Below are 24,526 nucleotides of genomic sequence, written 5' to 3'. Positions count from 1 at the left end.
CAACTTCTCTGCCCTAACAAGAATTCTGTCACGAACGGGGTATTGCGCCAACATCTGACGGCACACTGTAGCCTCTTTGGAAAGCAGGGCGATCCGCGAGCCGTTCATACCAATCCCGCACCGCAGGATAATCGAACAAGTCGATCTGCTGGAACTCAAACCGCGACACCCAGGGCCAAATGGCGAATTCACAAATCGATAGATCGTTCAAAATGAATTCTCGACCGGTTAGGTGTTGATCCAATACTCCATAGAGCCGCTGCGCTTCTTTCCCAAATCGCTCTTCCGCATAAGGGGCCTTGCCGGGGTTGAATTTCAGAAAGTGATGGGCTTGGCCCAGCATCGGTCCCTGCCCGCCCATCTGCCACATCAGCCACCGCATCATCTCCCAATAGTCAGGATCAGAGCGATCTGGCGCAAACTGGCCGGTTTTTTCAGCAAGATAGAGCAAGATTGCTCCGCTCTCATTCACCACCGTCCCATCATCAACCAATACCGGGATTTTATGATTTGGATTCAGCGCAAGAAAGTCAGGTGCAAACTGCGCATTGGCGCCGATATCAATTGGCTTCACCTGGTAAGCCAAGCCCATCTCTTCAAGCGCAATCGAAATCTTGCGACCGTTCGGCGTATCCCAAGTGTAAAGCGTGATCATGTCGCCCCTCCGTTCCGCGCACACAATGCCAGTATCCAAGCGGCTTGGCTTCTGCTTTTTTCGGTCAAGCACCCGCGCTCCCTTTTCACACCCTGCGCCAACCGCTATGCAGATTTCATGACGACAATCCAAGATATCTATGCTGCCCGCGTCGCGGCAGGCGAATTGACCCCAGACCCGGCGCAAGAGGCCGTGTTGCCAGAATTCGAACGCGTGCGCGCCGGGCTTGCGAAACCACCCGAGAAAAAAGGTTGGTTCAAAAAGGCCAAACCCGAACCTGTAAAGGGCCTTTATCTTTGGGGTGGCGTGGGCCGCGGCAAGTCTATGTTGATGGACTTGTTTGTAGAAGCGGCTGATGTCCCCGCGCGACGCGTCCACTTTCACGCATTTATGCAGGAAATCCACGCAGGCATGCACGAGGCGCGCAAAGAAGGCGTAGAGGACGCGCTCGCCCCGGTTGCTGCAAAAGTCGCAGACGACGTGCGGATGCTGGCCTTCGACGAAATGCAGATCACCGACATTACGGATGCGATGATTGTTGGGCGTCTATTCGAGATGCTTTTTGATGCTGGTGTGACTGTCGTAACCACGTCAAACCGCGTCCCCGATGATCTTTATAAAAACGGACTAAACCGCCAGCTTTTCCTGCCCTTCATCGATGTGCTCAAAGAGCAGATGGTTGTGTATGAGATGGCATCAGAGACCGACTATCGCCAAAATCGATTGTCCGGCAGCCAAGTCTATTTTGTTCAAGCGGGCAGCGAAGCGCGCGCTCAGATGCGCGCTATTTTTGATGACCTCAGTGGCGGTGGTGCTAGTCCGTTATTCCTCACAGTTAAGGGCCGCGAAGTAGAAATCCCCGCGTTTCGCAACGGCGTCGGTCGCGCGACGTTCTTCGACCTTTGCGGCAAGCTTCTCGGCGCTGGCGACTACCTTGCTATTTCTGATGCATTGAAAGTGCTGGTCCTCGAAGACATCCCGACGCTCAGCCGGAATAACTTTAACGAAGCCAAACGTTTCGTAACCCTGATCGATGCGCTGTATGAAGCAAAAGTGCGCCTGATCTGCTCGGCGGCGGCCGAGCCAGAGATGCTTTATCTTGAAGGCGAAGGCATTTTTGAGTTCGAACGTACTGCAAGCCGTCTTCGCGAAATGCAGGATGCGGATTGGGGCAAGGACTCCTAAGTCAAATCACGGATTTCCAAACGAATCAGGGGACGCCCGTTGGCATCCCCTGGTCCCGATAGACTTGCCTGTCATGGGCTTAAAGGCGCTGCTCGGCCACCTCTATCCCACTGCCATTATTGAAAAAAGTCCTGCTAGAGAGACTATACGCATCGGTAAACGAATCGGTCAAGTGGCTCCGAATCGATTTCTACGAATCGGTCACTCAGCGATTCGCAGAAGTGAGTCGTTTCAACGACTTAGCCCTGCAAAAAAAATTCGCGCTACCCGTTCTCTCGAAGCACCACTCCGGCCAAGTAGAGTGATCCACAAATCAAAACCCGACAATCTGGATGATCTGCGATGATATCTTTCAATGCAGTTGCCACATTCGCAGCCGTTTTCGCCTCCATCCCGACTTGCGCCGCTGCAAGAGCGGTCGCTTCTGCAGGCAGAGTGTTGGCTTCACCTGGGATAGATACAGCTGTGAGAGAGACGACTTCCTTAGCAATCGGCGCGAGGTAGCCGTTTACATCCTTGGTATTCAGCATGCCGCAAATCAGGTGCACGTTCCGTTGTGGCAGAGCCTTCAGAAGCTCCGCGATCGCAATCCCAGCAGCGGCGTTATGGCCACCGTCGAGCCAGAGTTCCGCATCGCCGGCGATGTCGATCAGTGGGCCGGATTTAAGGCGCTGCATCCTTGCAGGCCACTCCGCATTCACCATCGCCGCTTCACAAGCTGCATCATCAGCGCCCAAGTGGCGCAAAACAGCCAAAGCTGCACCGGCGTTGATCACCTGATGGGCTCCAAGCAGTGCCGGCATCGGTAAATCCAGCAGGCCATGATCATCTTGATAGATCAAACGGCCACGCTCAGTGCTCACATGCCAGTGCTGACCATAGACAAGCAACGGAGCACCCAGACGCAATGCGGTGGCCTCAATCACATCCATCGCAGCGTCGTCCTGAGGGCCAACCACACAAGGCACGCCTCGTTTGATGATACCCGCCTTCTCAGCGGCGATCTTGTCGATGGTATCTCCCAAGAATTGCTCGTGATCTTTTGAAACAGGCGTAATCACCGAGATCTCTGGCGTGATCACATTGGTCGCGTCCAGTCGCCCCCCCAACCCCACTTCAAGCAGAGTGTAGTCCGCTTTGGTCCGAGCAAAGGCCAATAGCGCGGCGCAGGTTGTGATCTCAAAATACGTGATGTCGATGCCATCATTCTTGGCGTAACACTCGTCCAAAACTTCCGTCAGATGCTCTTCACTGATCAACTCACCCGCCAAACGAATGCGTTCGTGAAACTTCGCGAGATGCGGCGACGTATATGCATGAGCAGACTTGCCCATACCCTCGATCCCAGCACGGATCATTGCTTGGGTAGAGCCTTTGCCGTTGGTGCCTGCGATATGGATCACTGGCGGCAATTTCTCCTGTGGGTCGTCGAGCGCTTTCAACAACCGCCAAACTCGATCCAAGGTCAGATCAATGATCTTGGGGTGTAGGGCCATCATCCGGTCAAGGATTGCGTCAGAGGATTGGTTTGCGGTGTTATCCATGGGGAGGTCTCAAATAGATGCTCTTAAATGCGCTATATAAAAAACGCGCCCTGCTCAATGCAGGACGCGTCATAATTCACAAGAGAAACGCTGTAATCAGTCAGCTTTTCCAGCCTCTGCTTCAGCTTTTTCAGGCTCCGCAGGTGTTTCGGCTAATTCATCAGCGTTTGGCGCAGGCAAGTCACCTTTAATCGCTGGTGGCATATCAAGAAGCATGCGTACGATCGTAATCAGTTCGTCGCGCATCTCGGTCCGCTTGGTCACGCGGTCTAGCATACCGTGGTCCAAGAGATATTCGGCGCGCTGGAAACCTTCAGGCAGTTTCTCGCGGATCGTTTGCTCGATCACACGGGCACCTGCGAAGCCAATCAATGCATTTGGTTCGGCAATCTGCACGTCACCCAACATCGCATAGGACGCGGTCACACCACCCGTGGTCGGGTGAGTGAGCACCACGATGTATGGAAGGCCAGCTTCCTTCAGCATCTGAATGGCGATCGTCGTACGTGGCATTTGCATCAGACCAAGAATGCCTTCTTGCATTCGCGCGCCACCAGCGGCGGAGAAAAGGATCAGTGGGCGCTTCAGCTCGACCGCGCGCTCTGCAGCGGCGACAATCGCATTGCCCACATACATGGACATAGAACCACCCATGAAAGAGAAGTCCTGCGCGCAGGCCACAACTGGGGTGCGCCCGATTTCGCCTTCAGCCACCAGCATGGCTTCCTTTTCGCCAGTCTTCTTCTGAGCGGCTTTCATGCGATCCGGGTACTTCTTCTGGTCTTTAAAGTGCAGCGGGTCAGAAATTGGCTCTGGCACTTTGATCTCGGTGAAGATCGCGCCATCAAACATCGAGGCGAAGCGGTCCCGCGGTGAGATGGCCATGTGGTGATCACATTGAGGACAAACGTTCAGATTGTCCTTCAGTTCCCGATGGAACAGCATCGTATTACATTCGCTACATTTGACCCACAGGTTCTCGGGCACTTCTCGGCGGGAGAAGATCGAGTTGATCCGTGGACGGACGTAGTTGGTGATCCAGTTCATCTACAAAACCTCAAAAGTCGCGCAACGGCACCCAGATAAGCTGCTCTTTCACGAATTGCAATCAACGCCTGATCGCGATCCGCGCTGCAAGCCAAAAACAAAACAAAATTGGCCCCTCTACGATCAAAGCTGTCCGAACATGACCCGCATCCTGTGGACCATAGGGCATATGAAGCAGCGCGAGCCCATCCCAATGATGCTGCATGCCCACGATCATAATCGCCACGACATTATTTACAAAATGCAGGGCTATCGCAGGGCCTAGGGAGCCTGAACGCGCTGTCAAATCAGCCGCAGCGACACCAAACAGGGTCGCCCATAGCGCTATAAAGAGTGCGTTCTCTCCGTAGGCTTCGGGGCTGAAGTGCAAGAAGCCAAAAATCATGCTTGGAATGACCATCCAAATGATCGGGTGAGAGAAGCGAGCGGCGAGTTGGCTTTGAAGATAGCCGCGGAACATCAACTCTTCTGCACTTACTTGGATCAGAACCCCCAGCAGTGCGGGCAAGACCAGAGGTAACCAAGTATCAAACCCAAGATGCATGCTGGGTTGTTGGGATGCAGGCGCGGGCAACACAAGCATCACTGCGACCAGCACAATGAGCCAGCGGAAAACCCTGAAGAAATCGACAAAAGCATGACGCAGCGGACCGATTAAGCTGGTGAATGATCGGTCATGCAAAAGACGGGTGACCACCCAAAGAGATGCGATAGGAAGGGTAAATGAATACAGCGTGATCAGCATTGCACGCGCCGTGTCACCGGTGATCAGCTCAATCTGTAACCGTTCCCAATCGGTCATCCCCTCCAAGACTCGGATCATCGCGACATTGAACGCCATGATCGAAATCATCAAAACGACCACTCCGCCAAACAGGCGTGGCAAACTGGCGCTGGTGCGGGCAGGTGCAACAAGAACTTGATGCGGATCATAAACGGACATGACAAAGCCCTATCGTCATTTAGGCCACAGGTATAGTGCGTGATCGCGATTGGTTTGCCCGAGACTTGCTATGGATGCCCCGCTTGGATATTCATCCGTAACGTTCTGTTACGAGTTGAGAATGCTGCGCCAATCACCGTTGATCAAAGCCCTCGCGATTTGCAGTTCAACTCTCGCTTTGGCCGCTTGTATTCCGACCATCGGCCCGTCCACCAATTCACCAAAGCAAGCCCGCATACATGCCCTAGCGGGCGGTGAAATCCTTGTTAATGCGCCTAGGTCATATTGTGTCGATACGTCTTCTAGACCTTCGAGCAGTTTTGTTCTTATGACCAATTGTGACGTACTGGCGGGCACACCGAAAACGAATCCCGCAGATCGTGGAATTCTTACTGTTAGCCTTGGCGCACAGCTGACTGCGGATCAAAGCGACCTTGAATTAGAAACGTTGATGGGAACCGGCGCGACCCAATCCCCGCGCGTTCCGGGCCTCATTATGCAACAAGTGAACGCGAGCGACACATCCCGCCTTGATGGAGCGGCGGCGCAGTATTGGCGTGCCGCAATGAAGGTGCAGGATCGGATTGTGACCTTGGCGCTCTATGGCCCTGAGAAGGGATCGGTGATTGGTGCCAAAGGCAAACCTATTTTGGAAGATCTCGCGCGAGGCATCCAAGCCAAACCTTTGTCCGATCAGGCTACCGCTAAGATACAATCGCAAAAAACGACCATTCTCGCATTTCGACGTTTGTTTCAAATAAACCAATAGGCTACACAATACAGAAACAAGTCGCGAATTGTTTCCAAATCGCGATCAGTCTCAGCGAGGCGGGAAGACGGGCAGGATGGGCATTAGATCAGGTAGAATCTGGCGCAGAATTGTAAATCGCGGCGTGACCCGATTTTGGGCGCAAGCTGCGCGCGAAGCCTCAGAAACAGACCTGCGCACTTTGAAACGACGCCGAACTTTGGCACGCCAACTGCGCTCCCACCTTGATTCTCTGATCTCGGTGGCCGACGGTCGACTTGCATTACCGATCATTGGGTCCAACACCTTCCCAAAACCCCATGGCACCGACTGGGCATGGCGACCTACTGTTTGGCGCGAGAGCCTGCCATCGAAGGGTCGCGTTGCGGTGCAAAGCAAAGAGGGTCTTGGTGAAGAGGTTACACTTTTTCACGATTGCTCAATCTCTGAACTAACGCTTCGCCAATTGCGCAATACCCGCGCCAAGGACCTCGCGCCCTACGGTCTAAGAATGGATGTTTTCCGCTTTGACGGCTCCTTTTTGTCACTGGTGATCGATTTCCCTAAAGACGCGCTTCACGACCTCAACCGGCAATACGTGATCCGCATGGACACGATTGTTGAGATGGAAAAACCGTTGGAGATCTTTGCACGGTTCAACATCAAACATGGGCCCAACACCGAACAAATTGTCCGGGAACTGCCCCTGCATGAAGAAGACATTATGGTTGAGTTTGATCTCGCCTATTCCAAACTCAATGAAAAGCGCATCGAAAAGGCTTGGGTCGATTTGATCTTTGAAGGTCCCGAAATGAACCAAGTCATTTTGCGCGATGTTACCTTTAGTCGCCGCCCCCGCGCCGAGATGTGAGGATAAGAGATGAGCCAATATAGCATCAGCAAAACCCGTCTCTTTGAAGGCATTTGGGAAGGTATCGTGACCGCAGAAAAAGGCGTCACGGATCAACCGCATCTGGAACCCGTCTTTGAAGAAAAGCCGCTTGACCAGTTAAAGCTGGTGGAAGTTGGCGAAGGGCGCTGGACCCTGCGCATTCCGATTCCAGCGCATATTTTAGGGGATGGCGTTCAAACAATCTTAATCCGCGATGTGATGGCACAAGAGACACTGGAGGTGATTACGATCATTTCTGGTGAAGCGATTGCAGAAGATATCCGCGCCGAAATGGATTTGCTGCGAGCGGAACTGGATATGCTCAAACGCGCATTCCGTCGGCATTGTTTGGAATCCATGTAGTCGCTTTAAAATAGGTCATTGCAGCCAACCAAGTTGTTTCCACGCCGCAAACGATCCCTCACAAAACCCCGATATTGTCCGCCCCCTGCCCCTTTCACGCCTCATTTTGATATCAAACCTTAGGTCAACACGTTTTGACACGAGGATTGCGAAATGGATCGCCTAACGGAAATGGAAGCTTTTGCCACGGTCGTTGACCAAGGTGGCTTCACTGATGCCGCCAAAAAGATGGGTATCTCAAAATCCGCGGTCTCCAAGCATGTTTCCAGCCTGGAGGCACGTTTGGGTGCCCGCCTGCTTAACCGCACCACCCGTCGGGTTAGCCCAACAGAAATTGGCCTCGCTTATTACGACCGCGCCCGCCGTGTTTTGAATGACGCAGGCGAAGCGGATGCACTTGTAACTTCTATGCAGTCAGCACCATCAGGTTTGCTGCGCATTTCTGTTGCCACCGACTTTGGGGTTAACCACCTGAGCCCTGTCTTGGGTGAGTTTCTTGCGGATTTCCCGGAAGTCACCGTGAATATGGTTCTGAACAACCGCTATGTGGAGCTGATTTCCGAAGGCTTTGATATGGCAATTCGTGTCGGAGAGCTGGAAGACAGCTCTCTTCGTGCGCGCAAGCTGACAGAGACGACCACGCGAATGATCGCGAGCCCGGAATATTTTGAAAAGCACGGTCGCCCGACCAAGATCGATGATCTAAACGAGCACAAGCTGCTGCATTACTCCAGCCAGTCCAATGGCGCTGTGTGGAAGCTAACAGCACCATCCGGCGAAAAACGCCAGGTGCGCACAGCAGGTTGGCTAAGCGTAAATGACGGTCAGTCCTTGCTGAATGCGGCCATCGCAGGTCTCGGTATCGCTTACTTGCCAAGCTACCTCTACGCGGATGCAATGGAGCAAGGTCTGGTTGAGGACGCAATTCCTGATCTACCAATCGAGACACAAGGCATCTACGCGGTTTATCCGCCAGGCCGGTTCACCCAGCCTAAAGTGCGCGCCTTCATCGACTTCTTGGTGCACTCCTTCGCTGCCAAAGGTCCGGCCGAGTGGTGATAGTAATACCAACGAAATTCCTGAGGCTTTGAAAGCCGACTATCCCCGGTTCAACACCGGGGATTTTTTTGTGCACACAAACGTAGAATCGCCGCGATCAAGATATGCGACCAAACAAGGTAGTGGAAAATGCGCCGTGCGGTTAACCCGCTTTTTTAAGATCCGCGATCAATCCGTCGATATCACCACGACGTTTGTCCAGCATCGCGCCGATCTCACTTTTTTCAGTCAAACGCAGGCTAATCCCTTCAATGATAAGGTCAAAGAACAGATCTTTGCCTGTGCGGTTTGACACGCGAAAATTTAATTCGAACGGAGACTCTCCGCGAAGATGCGCCGTGCCCAAGACTTCGTAATAGCTTTTCACTTTCCGAGTACTGTTCACTTCGACCCGTCCGCCCACGAATTCATTGAAACGTTTGCCGTATTTTCGTGAAATGTATCCTGTGAACGCATCGACATATCTATTGCGCTGAGAGTTGCTAAGGCCGCGCGCATCAGGACCAAGAGCCGAACCCGCTATGAAGGCAACGTCCGCATAACGCTTAAAAATCCTCTCAAAATCGCCAATCATCGCGTTCAAGGATTTCCCCGACCCAATCACTTTGTTGATGTCGGCAACCACTTTGTCCACAAGCTTCTCGGCCTCTGCACTTGTCAGCGCGAAAGCATGCGCAGGCACAAGCGTAGAAGCAGCGATGGTGGAAAGAAAAGTACGACGTTTCAAAGTTTCACTCTCACTGTGCAAAAGGATCCGCAAACGGATCGAAATCAGTTTCTGCCTCTTCCACTTCTACCCCAAGCGCAAAGCGCCTGTTTTGCAAGTAAAGAATCCGTGCTTGCGCGTAGCTGTCTGCGCTTTCGTAGAGGACAGAGTCGATGGTGGCGCGCAAATCATAACGGTCACCCATTAAGTCTGCGAAGTTGGCTGCGGTACCGACATATTTCTCCGGGCGCGGCAGAAATACCGATACCGGATCCAAGGTAAAATCAAGAATCGTTCCGACGGTATCACGCTCAGTCGATGGGCCCAGAAGCGGCAATTCCACATACGCACCCTCTTTTACACCCCAAACGTGGAACGTCTCGCCGAAATCGGTTTCCCGACGTGGCACATGAACTGCGTCTGCTGGATCAACAATCCCGCCGAAACCAAAAACAGTGTTGAAAACCAAACGAAAACTGTTACCGCCAGCTCCTTTTAAATCGCCCTGCAGCAAATTGTTAACGATGTCCGCAGGCAATGACAGGTGGTCAGCAAAATTTGAAACCAACATGCGAAGGTCTTCATGAACATAATTGCCGTAACCATTTGACACCGGACGAAATAACACGCGATCCACCTTGCGGTTAAACTCATGAACTTCACGGTTTGCGGCTTCGTTTGGATCGTAGATCTCAGCCGAAGACACGCTATCACGCGGCGTCGCGCATGCGCCCACCAAAGAAATGAAACTCAATAAAATAGAACCACGCAGAAATTGGCGCGAAGAAGGAATTACAAAGGGCACTGGTTTTCTCGACTGAATCAGACAGTTTCCATTTAGAATATCGATTGGAATAGACTACACCCAACGTTGATTATGCACAAAAGCTGTGTCCGACGCGCCACAGGCGTTTTCCCGCTCAATTCGTAAGCATTTCTTTGGAAATGAGCGCTATCTAAACGCTCATGGCAAGAAATCTGAAAGAGTTTGCAAGCGGACTAGAAGAGTTACGCGCCGCGCGTCGTCAAAGCCGCGCGTTTTATTGGATCGTAGCGTTCTTCAGTACGATTACCAATCTCCTCATGTTCTCTGGCCCGATCTATATGTTGCAGATCTATGATAGGGTATTGATGAGCCGAAGCATTGAAACCCTCGTCGTACTCACAGGTTTAGTCGTCTTTCTTTTGCTGATTATGGGAGTGCTGGATTATGTCCGTGGACGCATATTGGCGCGCATTGCTGAAAAATTTTATGAGCAACTTGAGAAACGTGTGTTTGACGCTCTGCTCACGCCCCCTTCCCGTTTTGCGTCGCATAGAACGCAATGGGGGCTGTCAGACCTCGAGACGCTCAAACGCTTTACCGCCTCCCCCGGTCCGTTAGCAGCATTTGATATGCCGTGGACCCCGATATTCTTGCTGGGCCTCTTTGTTTTCCACCCATGGCTAGGTCACGTGGCACTATTGGGAACCATCCTTTTGATTTTTGCCGCCATCCTCAATCAGCACCTATCCCAAAACCCGCGGCAAAAAGCGCATCAGCTCGCTCATCAAGGATCAGGTTTAAGAAACATGCTAGGCCGTGACCCCAATTCGTTTCAGGGTCTTGGCATTCAAGGCAGCGGTTTCGAACGTTTGCAGAGAAACATCCGAAATCTGCATGCGCACCACCTGCAAGGTTCGGATATAACGGGTGGGTTCTCAGCAGCAATCAAAACGCTTCGATTGTTGTTGCAATCAGCCATGTTAGCAACAGGGGCGCATTTGGTCGTGCGATCAGAACTCTCGCTGGGCGCGGTGCTTGCCAGTTCAATCTTGGCGTCACGTGCCGTGGCACCAATTGAAATCGCCATCAGTCAATGGTCGAATTTTCAAAATGCGCGTAAGAGTTGGTGGAATCTTGCTGCTTTGCTCACACAAGCACCACGCATAGCCCAACCTATCGAACTTCCCAAGCCCAAGGCGAGGTTGGATGTTAAGGCGCTAAGCGTTGCGCCTAATCTAAACGATCGTGTCGTTCTAAAAAACGTTCATTTCAATCTACAACCAGGTGAGGCCCTTGGCGTGATTGGGCCATCTGCATCAGGGAAATCCACTTTGGCGCGTGCCCTAGTGACCGCAGTGCCGATCACTTCAGGAAAGATAGAGCTGAGCCAAGCTTCAATCGATCAATACCCAATCGCTCAGCTTGCAAAATATATCGGCTATCTGCCTCAGCATGTTGAACTATTTGAAGCTACGATTGCAGAGAACATCGCTGGACTTTCGTCAGAACCAGACTCCGAAAAAGTTGTTCAGGCAGCGAAATGGGCTGAGGCGCACGAGCTGATCTTAAGCCTTCCAAAAGGTTACGATACTGTTTTTAACAATGCCAATGAGCTCCTCTCTGCGGGTCAATTGCAACGTATCGCGTTGGCCCGCGCGCTCTACTCGGACCCAGTGATTTTGGTTTTGGATGAACCAAGCTCTCATCTCGACAGTTCTGGCGCAGCCGCTCTCAACCGTTCCATAAAACGCATGAAGACGGCAAAAAAATCAGTCATCATCATGTCTCAACGACCGGATGCCATCCGAGAATGCGAAAATGTGCTTGTTCTTAAGAACGGCCGTGTCGATGCTTTCGGAGCAAGAGACCGTGTTTTGCGTAAGGCGGTTTCAAACCACCGCGGCATAGAACAAGCGCTTGAGACCGCGCGCACCCAAATGGGAATGCAGTAGTAACAGTGGGGAATCTAGATTCAACAAAAAGGCACGTTTGGATTGGTTTGATCGCCATAGGATTCTTGTTTTTTGGATTCGGTGCTTGGGCGACAGGCTTCCAGATCGCTGGCGCTCTCATTGTTCCGAGCCAAATCGAAGCAGGTCAAAAGCGACAGGTGGTCGAGCATCTCGAGGGCGGAATTGTCTCTGACATTTTTGTAGACGAAGGCGATTGGGTGCGCGCCGGTGATCCGTTGATTCAATTGGACACAAATCGCTTGGAATCCACCATCGCAATTCTGCAAAGGCAATTGTTCGAAATTACGGCGCGGCGCGGGCGACTTATCAGCGAGCGCAATGGAGCCGACAGCATCACCTTCGACGCAAAGCTTCTGAATATCGCGACAAAAGATTCAGATGTTCAATCGTTGCTGGAGGGGCAATCCGACCTCTTCAAAGCGCGTCAGACTGCACTGCGTCAAGAAACCGACCAAATTCACGAACGCCGTGCGCAAATCGACGATCAATTGGCTGGGCTGGACGCCCAGAATGACGCCTTATCAAAACAACTGGTGTTGCTGCGGAAGGAACTCTTGGATCAAGAAGTTCTTCTAAAAAAGGGATTGGCGCGGTCTCATCAGGTGCGGTCCTTACTGCGAGACGAAGCAGATCTGCAGGGTCAAATTGGGTCACTGAAGGCCGCCCGTGCCCAAGCATCAGGTCGGCAGACTGAACTTGAGATTGAAGCCACGCGACGTTTAGCAGCATATCGCGAACGGGCGATCGAAACTCTGCGAGATATTGAGGTGCAGGAAGTTGAATTGATTCAAACCCTCAACACCCAAAGACGGCGCCTTGAACAAATGACAATCCGCGCTCCGGTGTCCGGTCACGTTCATGGGATGTCGGTTTTCTCAGAAAAATCGGTGATCATCGCCGCGGAACCGTTGCTGTACATCGTCCCGAAAGATGCATCGCTGCGCGTCGTCGCGCGAGTCGCGCCGACTCAGGTAGATGAAGTCTATATAGGCCAATCAGTCGACCTTCGGCTGTCTGCCTTGGACCAAAAAACAACACCACCGCTTATGGGCGTCGTCGCACACCTGTCCGCAGACACATTTGCGGACGAAATCACTGGGAAAACCTATTATCGCGCTGAAGTTCGCGTCGACCCGGTCGAATTTGCGAAATTACCGGACGACCTTGTTCTGAGACCAGGATTGCCGGTCGATGCCTTTCTAAGAACAAAAGACCGAACGCCTTTGACTTACTTGCTGGAACCTTTCACGAATTATTTCTCGCGCGCGATGCGCGAAAGTTGACCAACCGCAAAATCGCCCTTCTCAAATCGCATTGCTGCGCATAGCTTCGCGCCAGCGACTCAAAGGAGATTTGTGATGGGTGTTTTCGAAACCAAGCTCGCAGAAATGGGTATCACTTTGCCTGAAGCACCTGCGCCGGCAGCGAATTATGTACCCTACGTAAAGGTAGGTGACATGGTCTACGTGTCTGGTCAGATCCCATCAGGTCCGGATGGTTTGATCATCGGAAAATTGGGAGACACGATGGATGTTGAATCGGGCGCGGAAGCAGCGAAGGCTTGTGCTATCGCTCTTTTGGCTCAGGTCAAAGCTGCATGCGACGGAGATCTCGACCGTTTGGTGAAAGTGGTGAAGTTGACCGGTTTTGTGAACTCAACCTTAGAATTCACTGAGCAGCCTCAGGTGATCAACGGTGCGTCTAATCTATTTGGTGATGCGCTTGGCGAAGTCGGGCAGCACGCGCGCGCTGCGGTATCTGCGCCGTCCCTGCCCTTTGGCGTCGCTGTGGAAATCGACGGGGTTTTCCAAGTTAAATGACCCGCTTGGATCATAGATTTTTGACCACCCCCCTTGCCCATCGCGGCCTACACGACGTGGCTCAGGGGCGGCCCGAAAATAGCCGCGCCGCAATTAAGGCCGCGATAAATTTGGGATACGGGATCGAGATTGATCTGCAACTGTCCAGCGACGATGTCGCGATGGTTTTCCATGACTATGGGTTAAACCGCCTGACCGAAGCATCGGGTCCCATTCGCCAAAAGTCGGCGAAAGACTTAATAGCCATCCCGCTCAAAGGCGGCTCGGAAACAATTCCGACTTTGGACGAGGTTCTTAAACTCATTGATGGGCAGGTGCCGCTGCTCATTGAACTTAAGGACCAAGACGGGCAAATGGGGACCGATGTAGGGCCCTTGGAAAAAGCCGCTGCAAACCTTTTGAACACCTATGAGGGCCCTCTCGCGGTCATGTCATTCAACCCGAATACTGTCGCGCTACTTGCTGATCTTTGCCCGGATATACCGCGCGGTATCGTCACAAGCGCGTACGATCCAGAAAGTTGGGCACCCCTGTCGCGAACGGTCTGTGAGCAATTGCGTGATATTCCGGATTATGAGCGCAGTCGCGCAAGTTTCATCAGCCACGAAGTCGCTGATTTAAACCGGCCGCGTGTCGCCGAACTCAAATCGCACGGCGCTAATATCTTGTGCTGGACGGTGACATCCGCAGCGATAGAGGCAAAAGCACGTGAAGTGGCGGAAAACATTACGTTTGAACAGTACCTTGCCCAACATCCTGCTTGAAGCTGCCGATTTCTGACCCAAATATGGCCGAGTGGGAGCCGTTATGTCAGACACCGCCATCGAAATTCAGGTCCATGGGTCTCTTGCGAGCATCCCTCAAGCAGAGTGGGATGCCTGCGCCGATCCAGGCAAAGGGACACGCCCGTTAGATCCTTTTACGACCTATCGTTTTTTACTTGCGCTGGAAGAAAGTGGATCGGTTGGTCCTGGGACCGGATGGCAACCGCAATATGTAACCGCACACGCAAACGGAGCCATGATCGCTGGCGCGCCGCTTTATGCAAAAGGCCACAGTCAGGGCGAATATATATTCGATCACAACTGGGCACACGCATACGAAAACGCGGGCGGGCGCTACTATCCGAAACTACAAATCGCGGTCCCGTTTACACCGGCAACTGGGCGTCGATTTTTGGTAAAACCCGGCTTTGAACAGGTGGGCCAAGCGGCATTGATGCAAGGCGCAATGGAAGTTGCCAAAGCCAACAACCTTAGTTCGATCCACACAACATTTTGCACGGGCCTAGAAAGTGAGCTTGGCCAGCAACTTGGCTTGCTCCACCGCACCGGCCAACAATTTCACTGGGTCAATCAGAGCTATGCTGACTTTGACGCTTTCTTAGAGGATCTCAGCTCTCGAAAACGCAAAAACATACGCAAGGAACGGGCGCAGGCGCAGGCCTTCGGCGGTGTCATAAACACGTACACTGGTGACGAGATCACGTCTGCTCATTGGGACGCAATGTGGGTCTTCTATCAGGATACCGGAGCGCGAAAATGGGGCACTCCTTATCTGACGCGTGAGTTCTTTGATCGCGTTCATCAAACGATGCGTGAGGATGTACTGCTGATCTTCGCTGAAAGAGAGGGGATCGCGGTTGCGGGTGCGATGAATTTCATTGGCTCGGATACGCTTTATGGGCGCTATTGGGGCTGCACCGAGCATCACAACTGCCTGCATTTTGAAATTTGCTACTATCAAGCCATCGATTGGGCAATCGCACATGGTTTGAAGCGCGTCGAAGCAGGTGCACAAGGCGAGCATAAGTTGGCGCGCGGGTACCTGCCAGTCACCACTCACTCGCTTCATTGGATTTCAGACCCAAATTTCTCAGACGCTATTGCCCGCTATTTGGTTGCCGAAAGAGAAGCGGTGGCAGAGGAAATTGAAGTCCTGACAGCTTATGGCCCATTCCGAAATGAACAGCGTGAAGAGCAGGACTAGGATTAAAAAAAGGGCGGCTATTAGCCGCCCAATTGACTTAAACTTGTTCCAGCAGCTCTTCGCCACTGCTGATACCACAAACACCGGCTTGTTCCTCTAGGTTCATGACCTTCACGTCGCCATCTTCAGCGAGCAGAGCAAATCGTTGGCAACGGTCATAGAAACCCAGCGGTTCAACGGTGAAGTTTAACCCCAGCGCTTTGGTCAACTCTGACTGTGGGTCTGCCAGCATCGTGATGCCCGCTTCGGACGCGCCCGCAGATTCGTCCCAGCGCTTCATTACAAATGGATCGTTCACGGAGACACAGATAATCTCTTCCACGCCTTTTTCTTTGAAAGCGTCAGCAGTGCGCATGAAGCTTGGCAGATGCGCAGCGTCACATGTCCCCGTGAACGCGCCGGGCAAGCCGAACAAAACCACTTTGCGCCCTTTGGTCATCGCGCCAAAATCGACGGTTTCAGGGCCATCTGCACCCATGGTCGATAGGGTGGCGCCCGGTAAAGAATCTCCGACTGAAATAGACATTTGGTGTATCTCCGTAATTGCGTTTCCTTCGCGTAGAGATATAGGGTTCGGATTAGCTTCGGCAACGGGAATTGAGAAGGTTCAGACATGTCGCATGTAATCGTCGTTGGTGCAGGGCAAGCGGGTGCCTCTTGTGTCGCAAAATTGCGCAGTGAAGGGTTCGATGGAGAGATCACGTTGATCGGATCGGAGAGCGCGTTGCCTTATCAAAGGCCGCCTCTTTCAAAGAAGTACCTGCTTGGAGAGATGGATCTTGAACGCCTGTTCTTAAGACCTGCGCGTTTTTACGAAGAGAACAACATCGATGTGCGTCTTGGCGAGGAAGTGACCAATGTGTCACCAGGTCAGAACGCCATATCAGTTGGCTCAGAAACGCTCGACTATGACCATCTTGTATTGACCACCGGATCTGCGCCTCGACGCCTGCCAGCATCCATTGGCGGCGCTCTTGCAGGTGTTTATACGATGCGCGATCTCAAGGACGCTGACGCCATGGCGCCGGAATTCTTGGAAGGCCGCCATGTTTTGATTGTGGGCGGCGGTTACATTGGCCTGGAGGCGGCAGCGGTGGCGGCGGCAAAGGGCCTAAAGGTCACACTTGTCGAAATGTCAGAGCGTATCCTACAGCGTGTCGCGTCACCGGAAACGTCAGATTATTTCAGGAACCTGCACCAAGCGCGCGGCGTGGACATTCGGGAAGGTTTTGGCTTGCAGAACCTGACAGGAACCGACCGCGTGTCCGGGGCGGTGCTCAGCGATGGCACCGCACTGGATCTGGATTTCGTGATTGTCGGTGTTGGCATCACACCAAATACAGCGCTGGCTGAGATGGCCGGTTTGGTTCTGGAGAATGGTATCAAGACAGATGCCCATGGGCGCACGTCGGTTGCTAATATCTGGTCTGCAGGTGACTGCGCATCGTTCCCTTACAAAGGAAACCTCATCCGCCTTGAAAGCGTACCAAACGCGATTGATCAGGCAGAGGTCATCGCTCGAAATATCATGGGTGCCGAGGCCGATTACATCGCCAAGCCATGGTTTTGGTCCGATCAGTATGACGTCAAACTGCAAATTGCGGGACTGAACACCGGTTACGACAATGTTGTGACCCGCAAAGCCGATGAAACAAGCCAGTCTGTTTGGTATTATCAGGGGGACACGCTTTTGGCGGTCGATGCGATGAATGCACCCCGCGACTACATGATTGGCAAACGTCTGATTGAAGCGGGGAAATCACCAAGTGCTGACTTGGTCGCCGATCCAACCAGAGACTTGAAGGCAACGCTGAAGGCATGAGGATTGTCGCCGGCCAGTTTAAAGGCACTGCGCTTGCATCGGTTGGCAAAGGCGACGCTAGCGCACATCTGCGCCCCACAACCGACCGCGTGCGGGAAAACCTATTTAATGTCCTGATGGGCGGAAAATTTGGAGACCCCATCACCGGCGCACGGGTTTTGGATTTGTTTGCCGGCACAGGTGCACTCGGCCTTGAAGCGCTGTCGCGCGGGGCTGAAGCGGTGTGTTTCGTGGATGACGGGCGCAAAGCCCAATCTCTCATTCGCCAGAATATTCAAATTACAAAGAGCAAGGCCGCGTGCCGAGTGCTTGCTAGAGATGCCGCGCGGCTGCCTGCAAACACCGAAGAGGCTTTCGATCTGATCATCCTCGATCCACCCTACGGCAAAAACTTAGGCGGCAAAGCACTTGTCGCCGCAACCGAGGGCGGTTGGATCGCGAAAGAAGCGCTCGTAGTTTTTGAAGAGAACGCGCCGCAACTCGCGCCGCCGGGTTTCGAGCTGTTAGACCAGCGCAAATACGGCGACACACATGTGACGTTCTTAGAATATCAGGGGATCGCTTAAAGCCCCTCAGATCACGCGGTATTATAGGTCGGGTGGAAGGTCCCGTTTGGCGACAGAGTGAAAATCTCAAACCCATCGGCGGTCACACCAATCGAGTGTTCAAACTGCGCGGACAAGGATTTATCACGGGTTACCGCTGTCCAATCATCCGCCAACACCTTGGTTTCAGGCCGACCTAGGTTGATCATCGGCTCAATCGTGAAGAACATGCCTTCTTCCAGCACCGCACCGGTGCCAGGGCGGCCATAGTGCAGCACGTTTGGTGGCTCGTGGAATTCCCGGCCAAGACCGTGGCCGCAGAAATCGCGCACCACACTCATCCGTTTCTTTTCTGCAAAGCTCTGAATGGCGTGGCCAATGTCACCAAAGGTGTTTCCCGGCTTCACGATCTCAATGCCTTTGAACAGCGCGTCATGGGTGGCTTGAATCAGTAGCTCCGCCTTGCGTGGCAGTTTCCCCGCCACATACATGCGGCTTGAATCGCCGAACCAACCGTCAACGATGGTGGTTACGTCGATGTTCAGAATGTCGCCATCCTTAAGAACTTTGCCGCCCGGGATACCGTGACAAACAACGTGGTTCACCGAGATGCAGCTTGCGTGCTGATAGCCCCGATAGCCAATCGTAGCGGATTTCGCGCCTGCAGCTTCGACCTTTTCAGTGATGATCCGATCGATCTCACCCGTGGTTTGGCCCGGAAACACGAATTCCGCAATCTCGTCCAAAATCGTGGCCGTGACCGCGCCTGCCGCATGCATGCCGGCAAAATCGGCTTGCTGATAGATTTTGATCCCGTCGCGGGTTCGTCCGGCCTTACCAATCATGAGGCACGCTCCAAATCGTCAAATTTCCCCTTACTTAGGACTCTTTGCGGCAAAGGACCAGAGGGGCTCTAGCGAATAAACGCACGCCTTTGCCCGATCGAGATACCTTGGGGCGACATTGCGCAATCATAGGCTAGAACTTCAACGCCAGCCGCCATGGCCGCTTGGAACGCCTCGCCATATGCAGGGTCCAGATCAGCAGCGATGCTCATCTCATGGCAATCGGTACGCTGTACTAGATAAAACATCATCGCGCGCTTTCCGCTGCGGGCCATTTCAGCCAATTCAAACAAGTGCTTCGCACCGCGCGCGGTCACGCAGTCAGGAAACTCTGAAAGATGTGGCGACCGGCTGGTAGAAACGTTTTTGACCTCTACGTAAAGGTCCGGCTTGTCTGGGTCGGTCAGCAGAAAATCAATGCGGCTGTTTTCCCCGTATTTCACTTCTGGACGGATATTCTCGTAATCCGCGAGCTCCGGAATAGAGCGCGCCAGAAGTGCCTCTTTCACTATGCGGTTCGGCATCGATGTATCCACACCAATCAAAGTGCCATCATCGGTCTCGTTCATCCGCCATGCAAATTTGAGTTTGCGCTTGGGGTCATCATTGGGTTCCAACCAGATCTTGGTTCCGGGCTCCGTCAGGTCCAGCATCGCGCCGGGATTGGCGACGTGGGCGGTAATCTCACGCCCATCCGGCAAAACGGCGTCAGATAGAAAGCGTTTGTAACGACGGACCAAGGTGGCCGGGATCAATGGTTCTGCAAAATTCATGGGAACTTAGTAGCAGGGCATTTCAAATAAGAAAGGCCACATTAGAGCTTTCTCGGCCAGCGGGCCTTGCGACGGTCAAGGCGCACGCTATCTTGCCGACCAAAGACCCTAAAGCGTCCGGAGAGCCTTATGCCAAACCCCACCGCAGCGATGATTGTGATCGGAGATGAAATCCTCTCGGGACGCACGCGCGACGCAAACATGCATTACTTGGCTGGGCAGCTAACAGAACGCGGTGTGGATTTAAAAGAAGTGCGTGTGATCAGCGACGACGCGGCGATGATCACCGAAACAGTCCGCTCTATTTCAGATAGCTACGATCATGTCTTCACATCCGGCGGCATTGGTCCAACTCACGATGACATCACCGCCGATTGTGTGGCCGCCGCCTTTGATCAGCATATCGACGTGCGCGACGATGCCCGCGATCTTTTGGCAGCACATTATGAGAGTACTGGGCGTGAATTGAATGAAGCACGCCTGCGGATGGCCCGTATACCGGACGATGCAACTTTGATCGAGAACCCCGTTTCTGTCGCACCGGGTTTCACGATCAAAAACGTTCACGTCATGGCGGGCGTACCGTCGGTTTTCAAAGCCATGGTTGCCAGTGTCTTGCCCAACATCACCGGAGGCGCGCCGCTTTTATCCGCCACCCTAAGGATCAACCGCGGCGAAGGGGACCTTGCAGGGCCTCTTGGGGTGTTGGCAGAAAAATTTGCCGAGCTTTCGATTGGCTCATACCCTTTCCAAGACAATGGCATCTATGGTGCAAACGTGGTCGCACGCGGAACGGATCAAACGCGTATCGATGCGTTTATGAGAGAGCTTAAGGATATGTTTGCGTGACCCTGCCGACCATCGACAAGCTGTATGACGTATGTGAAGCCACTTGGCCTTGCGCATCGCAACGCGAGATCGGCGGCTTCATCGTGCGCGATGGAAAAGGTGGTGGCAAACGGGTCTCCGCGGCGACACTGAACGCCCCTCTCGCTCGTGCCAATTATGATGAAGCAGAAGCAGCGATGGATGCACTTGGCCAATCACGCCTGTTTCAAATTCGTGAGGGCGAAGGGGCGCTGGACCAAATTCTGATCGGGCGAGGCTATAGCGTCATTGATCCCGTAAATGTCTACGCCATCGCCGCCAAAGACCTTGCAATAGAAACGCCTCCGCGCACCGTCGCCATCCCGACTTGGGAACCTTTGGCAATCATGGAAGAGCTTTGGTCCGAGGGCGGCGTCGCCCAAGAGCGCATTGAAGTGATGCTCCGTGCTGCATATCCAAAAACTGGACTGCTTAGCCGATGGAACGATAAGCCTGCGGGCACATCATTTGTCAGCATGCATGACGGCGTTTCTATGATCCACGCACTTGAGATCACACCACGTCAGCGCCGCAACGGCCTTGGACGCTGGGCGATGATCCGCACGGGATTTTGGACTCTAGAAAACGGCGGGGAAACAGTTTCGGTCATTTGCACGCAAACTAACACAGCCGCAAACAAGCTCTATCAGTCATTGGGCATGCAAAATATCGGCAGCTATCACTACCGGATCAAAGCCTAGCCTCCGCAGATGTGTAGCGGTTGCATAAGCCTTTTCACTGGCTCATACAGCTAGCATGAACAGAGTCGCAGCCCTCATTCCATGCCTGTTTTTTCCTGTTGCTGCAGCGGCGCTTGAAATCGCGATGCCGCAGGGTAGCGTGTTGGCAGAAGATGAGGTCAAAGAGTCAGGCAGCTACGCACTTCCTGATGGACCTTTTTATGATGGTACTCTTTCATCCCGCCAACTGACGGGTCATGTCTCACGTCAAGCTTGGCATTTGCAGGGCGAAGATCTCGACACAGAACAATTGATCGCGCCACTGCGTGGCCAGCTGGAAGCTTCAGGTTTCGCGATTTTGCTAGATTGTGATGCAAGTAGCTGTGGTGGATTTGATTTCAGGTTCGCAACCGAAGTTATGCCCGCCCCCGGAATGTTCGTCGATTTGGCCAATTATCGCTTTGTGTCTGCATTGAAAGACACAAGCAAAGGCACCGAAGCGGTGAGCGTTTTGGTAAGCACATCCGACGTGCTTGGCTACACGCAATTGATTGCTGTTCTGCCAGGTCCCGAAGCTGGAGAGCTGCCTTTGGACAAACCGGTGGTGACCGCTCCGGTCGCACCAACCGTGGTCGACCCAACAATACCATCTGATTTGATCAAGGCGTTGGATCTTGGTGGGCATGTCGTGCTGAGCGACTTAAAATTTGAGACTGGGTCAGCCAATCTCGCAGATGGAGACTTCGCTTCCTTACAAGCCATCGCCGCTTACCTCATCGCTACTCCAGATGCCCGTATCGCGCTGGTTGGCCATACAGACAATGTTGGCAGTCTTGAAGGAAACGTCGCGTTGTCAGAGCGTCGCGCTTTGGCAGTAAAAGGGCGACTGGTCAACGACCTAGGCATACCTGCCGCACGAATTGATGCGCAGGGGGTCGGCTACCTCGCGCCAATCGCATCCAACAAAACTGACAGCGGGCGAAATGCAAATCGCCGGGTCGAAGCGGTGCTACTCAGCCAGTAGGTTCAATTCCCGCCGAGCAGGCCTCGTAGCAACTGTTCCAAGACATTTTCGCGATTGTTTTCGCGCTTTGGCGGCAATGGCCGTGGTTTTGGTTTCGGTGTGAACGCAGGCAATGGTCGCGGAGACATGCCATCCGTCACCCGTTGCATAACTTCACGCCAAATCTCTGCAGGCAGGCCGCCACCAGTCACACCGGTCAAGGGTGTGTTATCGTCATACCCCATCCAAACACCCACAACGTAATCGGCTGTGAAGCCAATGAACCAAGCGTCTTTCGCCGCACTCGTGGTGCCGGTCTTACCGGCCACCTGCCAGCTCGGCAGCTGCGCACGTGCGCCAGTCCCCTCAGAGACAACCTTGGACATCATGTATATGAGTTCGCGCGCCGCACCGTCGCTGATCACGCGCTCACCGATGCCGCCGCCAGTGCCCATGAGCGGTTCTGCATCTCCTTGCAGGCGCAATTCCACCAAACCAAATGGCGTCACTGAAGAGCCACCGTTCAAAATGCCGGCATACGCGCCGGTCATTTCCAGCAGGGTCGACTCAGACGCACCGAGAGCAAGCGCTGGACCATCGGCCAAGTCGCTCGCGATGCCAAAGTCACCAGCCACTTTGCGCACATTGTCCCGACCCACCGCTTCGGAAATCTTTACCGCTGGTACATTGAGCGAGTTCATCAAGGACCACTCAAGCGAAACCTCGCCGTAGTGCTTATTGGTGTAGTTGCGCGGACACCATTCGCCGGACCCCGGAATATTCAGACAATAAGGCGCATCCATAACTGTATCAGTATGCGTGTAACCCAGCTCCAAAGCCGTCGCGTAAACAAACGGCTTAAAGGCGGACCCGGTTTGACGCTTGGCTTGGACCGCCCGGTTAAAGGCACCAGACACCTTTGACTGCCGCCCGCCGACCATCGCACGTACCGCACCGTCGGCTGACATTACAACAATTGCAGCCTCAGCTTTGGACCCTTCCCGCACTTTGTTTTCAAACACCCAGCTCAGGCCGTCTTCGGCAGCCTTCTGAATCCGCTGGTCCAGCGTGGTAGAGATGATCACGTCTTCGGTCGTATTGTTGGTAAAGAACTCCGGACCCGTCGACATGACCCAATCAGCAAAGTAACCACCTGCCCTTGCCTGCGCTGCTTGCGAAAGTGTGGCCGGATTATTCTGCCATTTTTTCGTGTCCGCGTCCGACAAAAGCCCCTGATCATTCATTAAGCGTAAAACAGTCGCGGCCCGGTCCTGAGACCTTTTCAGGTTGCTGGTCGGTGCGAGCCGTGACGGAGCGGTTAACAGCCCCGCGATCGTCGCAGACTCAGCTGGGTTCAAAGTTGCGGCGCTTTTACCGAAGTAACGTTGTGCTGCAGCTTCTGCACCATAAGCGCCGCCGCCCATATAGGCGCGGTTCAGGTAGATGGAGAGGATATCGTCCTTAGAATACTTCGCCTCCATCGCCATCGCATAAATCGCTTCTTTGATCTTGCGAGACATGGACCCTCGACGACAATCAGAGACGTAAGCCGCTTCGCTCTCCCATTGTGTCTTGTCATACTCCACACCCAAACACAGAAGCTTTGCGGTCTGTTGCGTGATGGTCGAACCACCATGACCGGAAAGCGGGCCACGGCCCTCCCGCAGGTTGATGCGAACCGCCGATGCCACGCCCCTCGGGCTGACACCGAAATGGCGATAATATCGTTTGTCCTCTGTCGCGATCACAGCATTCTTTAGATGACGAGACACGGTGTCTGCAGTCACGACACCGCCGAACTGATCCCCGCGCCACGCGAATACGTCGCCATTGCGGTCTTGCAATGTCACCGACCCTTGAGCGCGTCCATCGAGCAACTCGTCCAATTCCGGCAGTTGCAAGTAAACATAGGTGACCGCCAATCCAATGATCAGACCGACCACCATGGCGCTGCGCCATGTCACTTTCCAAATCAGGCTCAGCATCCAGAGGATCAGGTTTGTGAAAAAGCCCAGAATACCAGTGCGCTTCTTCGCGTCAGGGCGGCGCGTCGCAGGACGCGAGCGAGGCTTTTTGGTTTTTGCCTTCCGCGCAGGCTTTGCCTTTTTCGGCGAAGCCGCCTTTGCGCCATACCGCTTCTCTGCCACCAATGGCGGCTTTTTCTTTCTGGAATCACTCATTGTGATGTCTGCCCGAGATCGCTCTTTTTGCGCAGTCTAACGAATTCACAGACGAAAGTAGAGCCGATCTTGTCGCAAAAAACCCTTTTCATTTCGCATATTTTTTAATCACAAACACCAA

The 24,526-nt window shown here is 53.4% G+C and carries 25 protein-coding genes; 15 read left to right on the top strand and 10 right to left on the bottom strand.

Annotated features, from left to right (window positions below):
- Positions 1-28: 28 nt before the first annotated feature.
- Complete coding sequence (locus TA5113_RS01405) at positions 29-655, bottom strand: glutathione S-transferase family protein (protein ID WP_058313718.1); 627 nt, start codon at positions 653-655, stop codon at positions 29-31.
- 117 nt (positions 656-772) lie between these two features.
- Here TA5113_RS01405 and zapE point away from each other — a divergent pair, with 117 nt between their 5' ends.
- A complete protein-coding gene (zapE, locus tag TA5113_RS01400) occupies positions 773-1,840 on the top strand; it encodes a cell division protein ZapE (protein WP_058313717.1) in 1,068 nt (355 codons plus the stop codon).
- Positions 1,841-2,103: 263 nt separating this feature from the next.
- Here the strand turns inward: zapE and TA5113_RS01395 are convergent, their stop codons facing one another.
- The 3 genes from TA5113_RS01395 to TA5113_RS01385 form a co-directional block, all read right to left on the bottom strand.
- The gene (locus tag TA5113_RS01395; protein WP_058313716.1) at positions 2,104-3,384 is read right to left on the bottom strand and encodes a bifunctional folylpolyglutamate synthase/dihydrofolate synthase; all 1,281 of its coding nucleotides are present in this window, start codon (positions 3,382-3,384) and stop codon (positions 2,104-2,106) included.
- Positions 3,385-3,480: 96 nt separating this feature from the next.
- The gene (accD, locus tag TA5113_RS01390; RefSeq protein WP_058313715.1) at positions 3,481-4,431 is read right to left on the bottom strand and encodes an acetyl-CoA carboxylase, carboxyltransferase subunit beta; all 951 of its coding nucleotides are present in this window, start codon (positions 4,429-4,431) and stop codon (positions 3,481-3,483) included.
- Between the two features lie 61 nt (positions 4,432-4,492).
- Positions 4,493-5,374, bottom strand: coding sequence for a CPBP family intramembrane glutamic endopeptidase (locus TA5113_RS01385; protein WP_058313714.1), 882 nt, complete (start codon positions 5,372-5,374; stop codon positions 4,493-4,495).
- A 121-nt stretch (positions 5,375-5,495) separates the two neighbouring features.
- On the opposite strand from TA5113_RS01385, the gene TA5113_RS01380 reads away from it, so the two are divergent.
- From TA5113_RS01380 to TA5113_RS01365, 4 genes are all read left to right on the top strand, one after another.
- The gene (locus TA5113_RS01380) at positions 5,496-6,143 is read left to right on the top strand and encodes a hypothetical protein (protein ID WP_131726391.1); all 648 of its coding nucleotides are present in this window, start codon (positions 5,496-5,498) and stop codon (positions 6,141-6,143) included.
- A 76-nt stretch (positions 6,144-6,219) separates the two neighbouring features.
- Positions 6,220-6,993, top strand: coding sequence for a DUF6478 family protein (locus TA5113_RS01375; protein WP_058313712.1), 774 nt, complete (start codon positions 6,220-6,222; stop codon positions 6,991-6,993).
- 9 nt (positions 6,994-7,002) lie between these two features.
- On the top strand, positions 7,003-7,377 hold the full coding sequence (locus tag TA5113_RS01370; protein WP_058313711.1) for a hypothetical protein: 375 nt from the start codon (positions 7,003-7,005) through the stop codon (positions 7,375-7,377).
- A 153-nt stretch (positions 7,378-7,530) separates the two neighbouring features.
- Positions 7,531-8,436, top strand: a complete 906-nt coding sequence (locus TA5113_RS01365) for a LysR family transcriptional regulator (protein WP_058313710.1) — start codon at positions 7,531-7,533, stop codon at positions 8,434-8,436.
- Positions 8,437-8,578: 142 nt separating this feature from the next.
- Here the strand turns inward: TA5113_RS01365 and TA5113_RS01360 are convergent, their stop codons facing one another.
- Positions 8,579-9,163: an MlaC/ttg2D family ABC transporter substrate-binding protein gene (locus tag TA5113_RS01360; protein ID WP_058313709.1), complete on the bottom strand. Its 585-nt coding sequence runs from the start codon at positions 9,161-9,163 to the stop codon at positions 8,579-8,581.
- Between the two features lie 10 nt (positions 9,164-9,173).
- Positions 9,174-9,896, bottom strand: a complete 723-nt coding sequence (locus tag TA5113_RS01355; protein WP_245627099.1) for an MlaA family lipoprotein — start codon at positions 9,894-9,896, stop codon at positions 9,174-9,176.
- A gap of 212 nt (positions 9,897-10,108) precedes the next feature.
- On the opposite strand from TA5113_RS01355, the gene TA5113_RS01350 reads away from it, so the two are divergent.
- The 5 genes from TA5113_RS01350 (at position 10,109) to TA5113_RS01330 (ending at position 15,690) form a co-directional block, all read left to right on the top strand.
- Complete coding sequence (locus tag TA5113_RS01350) at positions 10,109-11,860, top strand: type I secretion system permease/ATPase (RefSeq protein WP_058313708.1); 1,752 nt, start codon at positions 10,109-10,111, stop codon at positions 11,858-11,860.
- A 5-nt stretch (positions 11,861-11,865) separates the two neighbouring features.
- Positions 11,866-13,164: an HlyD family type I secretion periplasmic adaptor subunit gene (locus TA5113_RS01345; protein WP_082625774.1), complete on the top strand. Its 1,299-nt coding sequence runs from the start codon at positions 11,866-11,868 to the stop codon at positions 13,162-13,164.
- A gap of 75 nt (positions 13,165-13,239) precedes the next feature.
- Complete coding sequence (locus TA5113_RS01340) at positions 13,240-13,701, top strand: RidA family protein (protein ID WP_058313706.1); 462 nt, start codon at positions 13,240-13,242, stop codon at positions 13,699-13,701.
- Positions 13,698-14,465, top strand: a complete 768-nt coding sequence (locus tag TA5113_RS01335) for a glycerophosphodiester phosphodiesterase family protein (protein WP_058313705.1) — start codon at positions 13,698-13,700, stop codon at positions 14,463-14,465. The genes TA5113_RS01340 and TA5113_RS01335 overlap by 4 nt, the downstream gene beginning before the upstream one ends.
- 43 nt (positions 14,466-14,508) lie before the next feature.
- Positions 14,509-15,690, top strand: a complete 1,182-nt coding sequence (locus TA5113_RS01330) for a GNAT family N-acetyltransferase (RefSeq protein WP_058313704.1) — start codon at positions 14,509-14,511, stop codon at positions 15,688-15,690.
- A 37-nt stretch (positions 15,691-15,727) separates the two neighbouring features.
- On the opposite strand, the gene TA5113_RS01325 is transcribed toward TA5113_RS01330, so the two are convergent.
- Positions 15,728-16,216, bottom strand: a complete 489-nt coding sequence (locus tag TA5113_RS01325; RefSeq protein WP_058313703.1) for a peroxiredoxin — start codon at positions 16,214-16,216, stop codon at positions 15,728-15,730.
- An 87-nt stretch (positions 16,217-16,303) separates the two neighbouring features.
- Here TA5113_RS01325 and TA5113_RS01320 point away from each other — a divergent pair, with 87 nt between their 5' ends.
- Entirely contained in the window at positions 16,304-17,512 is a 1,209-nt protein-coding gene (locus tag TA5113_RS01320; protein WP_058313702.1) for an NAD(P)/FAD-dependent oxidoreductase, read from the top strand.
- Positions 17,509-18,078: a 16S rRNA (guanine(966)-N(2))-methyltransferase RsmD gene (gene rsmD, locus TA5113_RS01315; RefSeq protein WP_058313701.1), complete on the top strand. Its 570-nt coding sequence runs from the start codon at positions 17,509-17,511 to the stop codon at positions 18,076-18,078. Before TA5113_RS01320 ends, rsmD begins: the two co-directional genes overlap by 4 nt.
- A gap of 11 nt (positions 18,079-18,089) precedes the next feature.
- Here rsmD and map read toward each other — a convergent pair whose 3' ends face one another.
- Together map and sfsA are read right to left on the bottom strand one after the other, a co-directional pair.
- A complete protein-coding gene (gene map / locus TA5113_RS01310) occupies positions 18,090-18,902 on the bottom strand; it encodes a type I methionyl aminopeptidase (protein ID WP_058313700.1) in 813 nt (270 codons plus the stop codon).
- 68 nt (positions 18,903-18,970) lie between these two features.
- On the bottom strand, positions 18,971-19,675 hold the full coding sequence (gene sfsA, locus TA5113_RS01305; RefSeq protein ID WP_058313699.1) for a DNA/RNA nuclease SfsA: 705 nt from the start codon (positions 19,673-19,675) through the stop codon (positions 18,971-18,973).
- A gap of 129 nt (positions 19,676-19,804) precedes the next feature.
- On the opposite strand from sfsA, the gene TA5113_RS01300 reads away from it, so the two are divergent.
- The 3 genes from TA5113_RS01300 to TA5113_RS01290 are packed head-to-tail and all read left to right on the top strand — an operon-like array spanning position 19,805 to position 22,246.
- Positions 19,805-20,524, top strand: coding sequence for a competence/damage-inducible protein A (locus TA5113_RS01300; RefSeq protein WP_058313698.1), 720 nt, complete (start codon positions 19,805-19,807; stop codon positions 20,522-20,524).
- Positions 20,521-21,243, top strand: coding sequence for a GNAT family N-acetyltransferase (locus TA5113_RS01295; RefSeq protein ID WP_058313697.1), 723 nt, complete (start codon positions 20,521-20,523; stop codon positions 21,241-21,243). Before TA5113_RS01300 ends, TA5113_RS01295 begins: the two co-directional genes overlap by 4 nt.
- A gap of 55 nt (positions 21,244-21,298) precedes the next feature.
- Positions 21,299-22,246, top strand: a complete 948-nt coding sequence (locus TA5113_RS01290) for an OmpA family protein (protein WP_058313696.1) — start codon at positions 21,299-21,301, stop codon at positions 22,244-22,246.
- 2 nt (positions 22,247-22,248) lie between these two features.
- Here the strand turns inward: TA5113_RS01290 and TA5113_RS01285 are convergent, their stop codons facing one another.
- A complete protein-coding gene (locus tag TA5113_RS01285; protein ID WP_058313695.1) occupies positions 22,249-24,405 on the bottom strand; it encodes a transglycosylase domain-containing protein in 2,157 nt (718 codons plus the stop codon).
- Positions 24,406-24,526: the final 121 nt, after the last annotated feature.

The organism is Cognatishimia activa (assembly GCF_001458335.1).
Classification (GTDB): Bacteria; Pseudomonadota; Alphaproteobacteria; order Rhodobacterales; family Rhodobacteraceae; genus Cognatishimia; species Cognatishimia activa.
This window is presented reverse-complemented; position numbering and strand designations above follow the sequence as displayed.